Source organism: Pseudomonas sp. 5Ae-yellow, assembly GCF_014077575.1.
GTDB classification, from domain to species: Bacteria; Pseudomonadota; Gammaproteobacteria; order Pseudomonadales; family Pseudomonadaceae; genus Halopseudomonas; species Halopseudomonas neustonica.
In genome coordinates, this window is record NZ_JACGWE010000118.1 from 1 (window position 1) to 1,217 (window position 1,217).

Below are 1,217 nucleotides of genomic sequence, written 5' to 3' on the forward strand. Positions count from 1 at the left end.
TGAATCGCCCCTAGTTTCGTAGACACCTCCAGGCCTTATAATCGAGGCACCCAGGAGGTCCAATGAGCAACTCACGCTACACCGAAGAATTTAAAATTGAAGCCGTCAAACAGGTGGCTGACCGAGGCCACTCTGTTGCCGAGGTCGCCGCCCGATTGGGCGTGTCAGGCCACAGTCTTTATCAGTGGATCAAGCGCTACTCCAAGCCCACCGCCCAGCGACAGCAGGATGATGATCTTCAGGCTGAGAACCGGCGATTGAAGGCCGAGCTCAAGCGCGTATCAGAAGAGCGAGATATATTAAAAAAGGCCACCGCGTACTTCGCCAGAGAGTCCGACTGAGGTACGCGTTTATTCAGAGCCAAGTGGACAAATATCCCGTGCGCCGCCTGTGCAAAATGATGACTGTGCACCCCAGCGGTTACTATGCATGGTGTCGCAACAAGCTGTCTGATCGCGCTCGGGAAGATCAGCGTCTGTTGGGCCAGATAAAACACTCTTGGCTGGAAAGCGGCGGCGTGTATGGCTATCGCAAAATTCATCTGGATCTTCGTGAAGCGGGTGAGGCTTGCGGTAAGCACAGGGTAGCCCGCCTCATGCGCTGCGAGGGATTGCGCTCACAGACGGGTTATCGCCGCCGCCCTGGTCATTACGGTGGGAAGCCTGCGGTAGTTTCACCCAATCACTTGGATCGCCAGTTCGATGTAGCGGCGCCCAATGTTGCCTGGGTGACAGACATTACTTACATCCGCACCTACGAAGGCTGGTTGTATTTGTCCGTGGTTATCGACCTGTTCTCGCGTCAGGTTGTCGGCTGGTCGATGAAGCCGCGCATGACATCTGACTTGGCGCTAGACGCGCTGTTAGCAGCAGTGTGGCGTCGCAAGCCGCAAGGATGTGTGATGGTTCATTCGGACCAAGGCAGTCAGTTTAGTAGCGGGGACTGGCAGAGTTTCCTGAAAGCGAATCACCTGGTGGGCAGCATGAGCCGCAGGGGAAACTGCCATGACAACGCGGTAGCTGAAAGCTTCTTTCAATTACTCAAACGGGAGCGAATCAAGCGACAAATCTATCCAACACGCGAGGCTGCAAGACAAGACGTGTTCAATTACATTGAGATGTTTTATAACCCAAGGCGCCGGCACGGCACGAGTGGTGACCTGTCACCGGTCGAGTACGAAAAGCGTCATTACCAGAGTCTGGCGAGTGTCTAGAATA

1 protein-coding gene is annotated in these 1,217 nt (G+C 54.7%); it reads left to right on the forward strand.

Annotated elements, in window-relative coordinates:
• The first annotated feature begins 62 nt into the window (after nt 1–62).
• A protein-coding gene (locus H4J77_RS19510) for an IS3 family transposase (protein WP_123888245.1) occupies nt 63–1,213 on the forward strand; the annotation gives its coding sequence in 2 pieces (ribosomal slippage) (nt 63–300 and nt 300–1,213; 1,152 coding nt in all).
• Nucleotides 1,214–1,217: the final 4 nt, after the last annotated feature.